This is a genomic window from Paenarthrobacter sp. PAE-2 (assembly GCF_026013155.1).
Taxonomy (GTDB): domain Bacteria; phylum Actinomycetota; class Actinomycetes; order Actinomycetales; family Micrococcaceae; genus Arthrobacter; species Arthrobacter ureafaciens.
The window spans coordinates 37,021-43,894 of sequence record NZ_JAPDNV010000031.1 but is presented as its reverse complement, the minus strand read 5'-3'; the positions used below and the strand labels follow the sequence as shown (position 1 = coordinate 43,894).

Sequence of the window (6,874 nt, the reverse complement as noted above, 5' to 3'; positions counted from 1 at the left end):
TCAAGGACTGCCTCGCAGAAGAACTCCGCCGGCTCGACCCCGACGAAGTCTTCGGAGAAGTGATTACGATGGGACTTCCACTTACCAGTCAAAGGAGAGTCCAGACCAGTGCGCGCTGAGCCAAGAGTTAGCATCCACCCCGACTCCAAGGTTCTGATGGCAGCCATTGCGGCACGCCTCATCACCAAGCTTGTGGACGTCCAGGACAAGCACGGCGAAGCTACGGTGGTCCTCACCGGCGGAACCGTCGGTATCGGCACGCTGAAGGCCGTGGCGGAGTCGGCCGCGGCTCCGGCAGTCGACTGGTCCCGGGTGAATTTCTGGTGGGGGGATGAACGTTTTGTGCCCGCCGACAGCGAGGACAGGAACACGCGTCAGGCCTACCAGGCTCTGTTGGCACATCTGCCCGTAGATCCGAACCGGGTCCACGAACCTGGCTCGTCTGACGATTTTGCGACTGCCGACGAAGCTGCCCAGGATTACGCAACCAAGCTCAAGGAAGCAGCGGAAGCCGAGCACGCAGCCGACATGTCAGATGATCGTCCGGAAGAGCCCGCAGCACTCCCCCGCTTCGACGTCTTGCTGCTGGGTGTCGGTCCGGATGCGCATGTGGCCTCCCTCTTCCCGGAACAGGGTGCAATCAGGGAGAAGAGCCGAACGGTAGTGGGGGTCGAGAACTCGCCGAAGCCGCCGCCGTCGCGTATTTCGCTGACGCTCCCCGCCATCAACACCGCCCAGGAAATCTGGATGGTGGTTGCGGGCGAGGACAAGGCCGGGGCGGTAGGCCTGGCCTTGGCCGGTGCCAATCCAGTACAGGTGCCCGCAGCAGGCCCCGTGGGCCAAGCCAGGACACTGTGGCTTATTGATGAGAATGCGGCTTCACGCGTCCCCCAGCAGCTGGTCCGGAAGGACCCCGCGGGCGCGTAGGCGTTCAAGCGCTCCGGCCAAGACCTTTTCCGCGTCTTGGCTGGAGCGTCTTTCTTTAACGTAGTCCAGGTGCGACTTGAAAATCTCGTCCTCGGAGCGTGCCGAAGCCGGGTGCAGCGGATCCCTGGAGGCGGGTAGCCCGCACTTCGGGCAATCCCAGCTCACTGGTATCTGATCTTCGGGCAGCTTAAGAAAAACAAGCCGCGTCTCGTGTCCCTTGGCGCACCAATAGGGAACACGCATACGCGGCAGTTGTTCTCCATCACTATGATCACTGTGATTTCTGGGAGGCGACCCCTGGGCTACGCCCACCCGGGTGCCCCGGTAACCTTGCGTGCCATGAACCATTTCGATCCCCTAGCGACTCGGTGATCGGCCTGAAAGGCCAGTAGGCCTTTCAGGCCGACACGCACAGTCTAATGCCAGGGCGCGGACGGCGGCACCCTTCGGATGAAGGCTAGGAATCCCCACCGGAGGTGAAGCGCATGATCAGGCCCAGCCCGATGATCACCACACCCCACGTAACACCCAGGATGATGGTAAACCTGTTCAGGTTCCGCTCAGCGACGCCGGACGAACTCAGCCCGGAACTCATGCCACCGCCGAACATATCCGACAAGCCGCCACCGCGGCCCTTGTGCAGGAGGATGAGCAAGGTCAGCAGGAGGCTGGTGATGCCCAGCAGAATCTGCAGGATGACTTGAAGAACGTCCACGACGGCCTTTCGAAGAAACGGAAAACGGGAGCCCGACTAGCCCTTGGCGACGTGGCTCTCGAACCTGACAATGTTAGCAAACTCGGCCGGGTCAAGGCTGGCGCCACCCACAAGCAGGCCATCGACGTCGGTCCCGGCCATGATGGCCGCAGCGTTGTTGGCCTTGACCGATCCGCCATAGAGCAGCCGGGTCTTCCCTGCCACGTCGGCGTCGAACAGTTGCGCGAGTTCAGCGCGGATGGCTGCGCACATCTCCTGTGCATCGTCCGGGCCAGCCACTTCGCCGGTGCCGATGGCCCAGACGGGCTCGTAAGCAACCACAAGCTGAGCCGCCTGCTCCGCCGTGAGGCCCTCGACCCCGGCCCGCAACTGGGCCAGCGTGTGGTCCACATGGGTGCCCGCTTGGCGCACCTCGAGGCCTTCACCAACGCACAAGACGGGAGTGACTTCGTGGCGGAAGGCGGCCTTGACCTTGGCGTTCAGGACCTCATCGGATTCGTTGTGGATGGTGCGGCGTTCGCTGTGCCCAACCAGGACATAGGCGCAACCCAGTTTGTTCAGGAATTGACCGGAGATGTCTCCCGTGTACGCGCCGGAATCAAACTGGGAAAGGTCCTGGCCGCCGTAGACGACGTCCAGTTCATCGCCTTGGACGAGAGTCTGCACACCGCGAAGGTCTGTGAACGGAGGGAAGACGGCAACTTCAACACGGTTGTAGTCATGTTTGGCGTCCGAAAGCGTCCACGCCAGCTTCTGCAACAGGGTGATGCCCTGGACATGGTCCATGTTCATCTTCCAGTTGCCGGCGATGAAGGGTTTGCGGACGAAGTTGCCGTTGGCAGAAGTAGTCACGTGAACTCCAAGATTGCTTGTGAAAAGTGAACGGCCGGCAGAACGCAGGGGCGTCCCGCCGGCCGGATTACTGATTTAGCGGTCCAGGACGCTGAGGCCCGGAAGTTCCTTGCCCTCGAGGTACTCAAGGCTGGCACCGCCGCCGGTGGAAATGTGGCCGAACTGCGAGTCCTCGAACCCGAGGGTACGAACGGCCGCAGCCGAATCGCCGCCGCCAACCACTGTGAAAGCCACGGTGTCCGTCAGGGCCTGGGCGATGGCACGTGTGCCGCCGGAGAAGGCCTCGAACTCGAAAACGCCCATGGGGCCATTCCAGAAAACAGTCTTGGCACCCTCGATCTGGGCAGCAAAGGCGGAAGCTGATTCCGGACCAATGTCCAGGCCGATACCGCTCTTGCCGAAAGAGCTTTCCTCAATGGCGTCAGCCTTCACTACCTCGTGCTCCGCGTCTGCGGAGAACTTGGAAGCGACCACGACGTCGGTCGGGATGACGAATGACGTACCGGCATCGGCAGCGCGCTTGAGGTAGTCCTGGACAACGGGAATCTGGTCCTCTTCCAGCAGGCTGCCCGCCACCTTGTGGCCGGCCGCTGCCAGGAAGGTGAACAGCATACCGCCACCAACGAGGATGGTGTCCGCCTTACCCAGGAGGTTGTCAATAACCGCGAGCTTGTCCGAGACCTTGGAACCGCCAAGCACCACCACATACGGACGCTGCGTGTCCGTGGTGAGTTTCCGGAGGACCTCAACCTCGGTGTGGACGAGGTCGCCCAAGTAAGCGGGCAGGCGGGTAGCGACGTCGTAGACGCTGGCGTGCTTGCGGTGGACGGCGCCGAAAGCGTCATCCACGAATGCTCCGTTGTCCCCGGTCAGCGCTACAAGCTCGTCAGCAAAGGAGCCACGTTCGGCGTCGTCCTTGCTGGTTTCGCGTGCGTCGAAACGGACGTTCTCCAGGACGAGCACTTCACCATCCTGCAACGCCGCAGCCAGGGCCTTGGCGGACTCTCCGACGGTATCTTCGGCCAACTGGACCTTGAAGTCGGCGAGCTCAGCCAGACGGGCTGCAGCAGGCTTGAGGGAGTACTTTTCCTCGGGAGTTCCCTTGGGGCGTCCGAGGTGGGCGGTTACGAGCACGCGGGCACCGGCGTCCGAGAGCTTCTTAAGGACCGGAAGGGAAGCCTTGATGCGGCCGTCATCGGTCACTGTAGAGCCGTCGAGCGGCACATTCAGGTCACTTCGTACCAGAATGTACCGCCCGCGGACACCTTCAGCGATGAGTTCGTTGAGGGTGTGAGATGTCATGTGTCTACCCTAGCCCAGCTTGGATGCAACGAGCTCCGTGAGGTCTACGAGGCGGTTGGAGTAGCCCCACTCGTTGTCATACCAGGAAACAACCTTGACCTGGTTGCCGATGACCTTGGTCAGGCCCGAGTCAAAGATGGACGACGCCGGATCCCCCACGATGTCAGAGGAAACAATCGGGGCGTCAGTGTAGGTAAGAATGCCCGCCCACTCCTCGGACTCGGCAGCAGCCTTTACAGCCGCGTTGACTTCCTCAACCGTCACTTCGCGGGACACGGTCACAGTCAGGTCCGTAGCCGAACCGGTGGGGACGGGCACGCGGATGGCGTAGCCGTCAAGCTTGCCCTTGAGTTCGGGAAGCACCAGGCCGATGGCCTTCGCAGCGCCGGTGGACGTGGGCACCATGTTGATGGCAGCTGCACGTGCGCGGCGCAGGTCCTTGTGCGGGCCGTCCTGCAGGTTCTGGTCTGCCGTGTACGCGTGCACGGTGGTCATCAGGCCACGCTCGATGCCGAAGGCGTCGTTGACAACCTTGGCCAGGGGGCCGAGGCAGTTGGTGGTGCACGATGCGTTGGAAATGATGTTGTGTGCGGCGGGGTCGTAGAGGTCGTCGTTCACGCCCATGACGATCGTGATGTCCTCGTCGCTGGCAGGCGCCGAAATAAGAACCTTCTTGGCGCCGGCGTCGATGTGCTTCTGCGCTGCCGAAGCTGCGGTGAAGAAGCCTGTGGACTCGATGACGATGTCAACGCCGAGGTCGGCCCAGGGAAGGTTGGCGGGATCACGCTCTGCCAGAACCTTGATGGACTTGCCGTCAACGACGATGTTGCCGTCCACAACTTCCACGGACTGGGTCAGACGGCCTCCGACGGAGTCGTACTTCAGGAGGTGCGCCAGGGTCTCAGGGTTGGTGAGATCGTTGACTGCCACGATCTCAAGGTCTGCGCCCTGTGCCAGCGCGGCGCGGAAGTAGTTACGGCCGATGCGGCCGAAGCCGTTGATACCAATACGGGTGGTCACTGTTTGTCAATCTCCTTGGTGCTCTTGCAAGCACGCCTCGTGAGTTGGATTTGGGTCCAACCAACAGACCCCGCACGTCATTGGGCAGAGGTGATTATCAGATCGGAGGGCGACCAGCCACGTTGCTGAAGGCTAACCGCCTTCCGTGATCCATCTTACGTTTAACTGAGCCTGCCCCCGCAACTGCGGAGGCAGGCATTTCAGCATTTGGGCCTATTTCACTGAAATGTGACTTTTGTTACACCTCAATGAACGCGGCCTCACCAACTAGAGAACGATAAGCCCCGTGGCGTTGGCGCGGGCTGCTTCGAAGCGCTTGGCTACGTCTGCCCAGTTGACGATGTTCCAGAAAGCCTTCACGTAGTCAGCCTTGACGTTGACGTAGTCCAGGTAGAAAGCGTGCTCCCACATGTCGAGCATGAGCAGCGGGGTGGTGCCCACGGCAACGTTGCCCTGCTGATCGTAGAGCTGCTCGATCACGAGGTTGCCGCCAATGGGCTCGTAGGCAAGGAAGGCCCAGCCGGAGCCCTGCAGGGCAAGTGCTGCAGCAGTGAATTGTGCGCGGAAGGCATCGAAGGAGCCGAAGGCATCCTCGATGGCTGCCGAGAGCTCGCCTTCGGGCTTGTCGCCTCCGTCCGGGGAGATGTTGTTCCAGAACACGGAGTGGTTGATGTGGCCGCCGGTGTGGAACGCAAGGTCCTTGGAGAGGCGGTTGATGTTGGCGAAATCACCCTTTTCGCGGGCTTCGGCCAGCTGTGCGAGGGCGTTGTTGGCGCCGGCAACGTAGGCGGCATGGTGCTTGCTGTGGTGCAGCTCCATGATCTTCGCCGAAATGTGCGGCTCCAGTGCTGCGTAGTCGTAGCCGAGCTCGGGCAGGACGTACTCTGTCACGAAATCCTCCAATGTAGTGGACCGAAGTCCGGTTGGTAACTCTCGTTCTGTTCATCCGGCCGATGAACCGGCCGGAAACCCTTGGGCGGAGAAGCCTCCTGTTGAGTCTACGGGCGACAACCCGACTGGCCCCCGGAGTATTTCCCCCGCACCCTCCCGATTCTATGGGCGGCAGCTATTCGTCCATCATTTCCGGAGTCACATTTGCCTCAGTTCCCGGAATGCCCAAGTCCAGCGCACGCTTGTCCGCCATAGCCAGCAAACGCCGGATACGGCCGGCGATCGCGTCCTTGGTCATGGGCGGATCGGCTAGCCGGCCCAACTCGTCCAGGCTTGCTTGCTTGTGGGCAACCCGCAGCTCCCCCGCGTATTTCAGGTGCTCGGGAACGTCGTCGCCGAGGATCTCCAGGGCCCTGTCCACCCTGGCGCCGGCGGCGACCGCGGCCTGTGCGGAGCGGCGCAGGTTGGCGTCGTCGAAGTTGGCCAGCCTGTTGGCCGTGGCGCGCACTTCCTTGCGCATGCGCCGCTCTTCCCACACCATCAGGGCATCGTGGGCACCCATGCGGGTCAGCAAGGCGGCGATGGTGTCTCCGTCGCGGATGACCACACGGTCAACTCCCCGTACCTCCCGTGCTTTGGCCTGGATGCCAAGGCGACGTGCTGCGCCAACCAGTGCCAATGCGGACTCGGGACCCGGGCACGTCACCTCCAAGGAGGAGGACCGTCCCGGTTCCGTGAGCGAGCCGTGGGCGAGGAAGGCCCCGCGCCACACGGCCTCCGCATCCGCCGCCGAACCATTGACGACCACCGACGGCAGCCCCCGCACAGGCCGGCCCCGGCCGTCCAGGAGACCGGTTTGCCGGGCCAGCGCCTCACCGTCGCGGACCACGCGCACGACATAGCGGCTGCCGCGGCGGAGGCCACCGCCGGAGACGACGATGATTTCGCTTTGGTGGCCGTAAACTTCGGCAATGGCCGCCCGAAGCCGCCGGGCGGTGGAAGCCAGGTCCACCTCGGCCTCGATGACGATCCGGCCCGAAATAATGTGCAGGCCGCCCGCGAACCGGAGCATGGCCGAGACTTCGGCCTTGCGGACTGAGGACTTCTTGATGTCCAGCCGGGACAGTTCGTCCTTGACCGACGCGGTAAGTGCCATCGCGTATGTAT

8 protein-coding genes and 1 pseudogene are annotated in these 6,874 nt (G+C 62.5%); 2 read left to right on the top strand and 7 right to left on the bottom strand.

Features of this window, described 5'->3' with window-relative positions; translation table 11 throughout:
• A pseudogene (locus OCL88_RS16340) lies at positions 1-119 on the top strand (glucose-6-phosphate dehydrogenase assembly protein OpcA); the annotation flags it as partial.
• Complete coding sequence (gene pgl, locus OCL88_RS16335; RefSeq protein ID WP_021470412.1) at positions 109-927, top strand: 6-phosphogluconolactonase; 819 nt, start codon at positions 109-111, stop codon at positions 925-927. The pseudogene OCL88_RS16340 and the gene pgl, both read left to right, overlap by 11 nt.
• Here the strand turns inward: pgl and OCL88_RS16330 are convergent.
• From OCL88_RS16330 to whiA, 7 genes are all read right to left on the bottom strand, one after another.
• Positions 880-1,275, bottom strand: coding sequence for an RNA polymerase-binding protein RbpA (locus OCL88_RS16330; RefSeq protein WP_264963170.1), 396 nt, complete (start codon positions 1,273-1,275; stop codon positions 880-882). The genes pgl and OCL88_RS16330 overlap by 48 nt on opposite strands.
• A 109-nt stretch (positions 1,276-1,384) precedes the next feature.
• Complete coding sequence (secG, locus tag OCL88_RS16325; RefSeq protein WP_021470411.1) at positions 1,385-1,642, bottom strand: preprotein translocase subunit SecG; 258 nt, start codon at positions 1,640-1,642, stop codon at positions 1,385-1,387.
• 36 nt (positions 1,643-1,678) lie between these two features.
• The gene (tpiA, locus tag OCL88_RS16320) at positions 1,679-2,494 is read right to left on the bottom strand and encodes a triose-phosphate isomerase (RefSeq protein WP_021470410.1); all 816 of its coding nucleotides are present in this window, start codon (positions 2,492-2,494) and stop codon (positions 1,679-1,681) included.
• A gap of 75 nt (positions 2,495-2,569) precedes the next feature.
• Positions 2,570-3,796, bottom strand: coding sequence for a phosphoglycerate kinase (locus OCL88_RS16315; RefSeq protein WP_264963169.1), 1,227 nt, complete (start codon positions 3,794-3,796; stop codon positions 2,570-2,572).
• Between the two features lie 9 nt (positions 3,797-3,805).
• Complete coding sequence (gap, locus tag OCL88_RS16310) at positions 3,806-4,816, bottom strand: type I glyceraldehyde-3-phosphate dehydrogenase (protein WP_021470408.1); 1,011 nt, start codon at positions 4,814-4,816, stop codon at positions 3,806-3,808.
• A 267-nt stretch (positions 4,817-5,083) separates the two neighbouring features.
• Complete coding sequence (locus OCL88_RS16305; protein ID WP_021470407.1) at positions 5,084-5,707, bottom strand: superoxide dismutase; 624 nt, start codon at positions 5,705-5,707, stop codon at positions 5,084-5,086.
• Positions 5,708-5,882: 175 nt separating this feature from the next.
• On the bottom strand, positions 5,883-6,863 hold the full coding sequence (gene whiA / locus OCL88_RS16300; RefSeq protein ID WP_021470406.1) for a DNA-binding protein WhiA: 981 nt from the start codon (positions 6,861-6,863) through the stop codon (positions 5,883-5,885).
• Positions 6,864-6,874 lie beyond the last annotated feature (11 nt).

Excerpts from the sequence above, each read along its gene's own strand:
- OCL88_RS16330 (WP_264963170.1), bottom strand. The coding sequence starts at position 1,275 with ATGGTTCATGGCACGCAAGGTTACCGGGGCACCCGGGTGGGCGTAGCC.
- OCL88_RS16315 (WP_264963169.1), bottom strand. The coding sequence starts at position 3,796 with ATGACATCTCACACCCTCAACGAACTCATCGCTGAAGGTGTCCGCGGG.
- whiA (WP_021470406.1), bottom strand. The coding sequence starts at position 6,863 with ATGGCACTTACCGCGTCGGTCAAGGACGAACTGTCCCGGCTGGACATC.